The sequence below is a fragment of the Streptococcus sp. HMSC074B11 genome, from assembly GCF_001808705.1.
In the GTDB taxonomy this organism is placed as follows: domain Bacteria; phylum Bacillota; class Bacilli; order Lactobacillales; family Streptococcaceae; genus Streptococcus.
Genome location: NZ_KV794238.1, coordinates 1 through 271 on the forward strand (window position 1 = coordinate 1; position 271 = coordinate 271).

At 39.1% G+C, this 271-nt stretch carries 1 pseudogene; it reads left to right on the plus strand.

The window, feature by feature from the left end:
* Positions 1-271: pseudogene (locus HMPREF2619_RS01690) on the plus strand (replication protein RepR); the annotation flags it as partial.

Here is a 271-nt window from a genome sequence, read left to right on the forward strand (position 1 = left end):
TGGGTCAATCAGGAACTCAAGGCTTCAGATCTCTTTGTGAAGCAACGTTGGTACAAGTTTAAGAAGAAACGTGCTGACAGGAAGAATAGTCATCTCTATGAATGGAAAACAGACGTAATGGCCTATTTAGAAGGTTTCTATCAATCTGAGGATCCATTTATCCAGACGACGAAAAAAGAGATACGAGAGAAGTTGAACATTCCTGAGCGTTCATTGGATAAAGTATTGAAGGCTCTCAAAACAGAACAAAAGATCTTCTTCACAGTCAAAC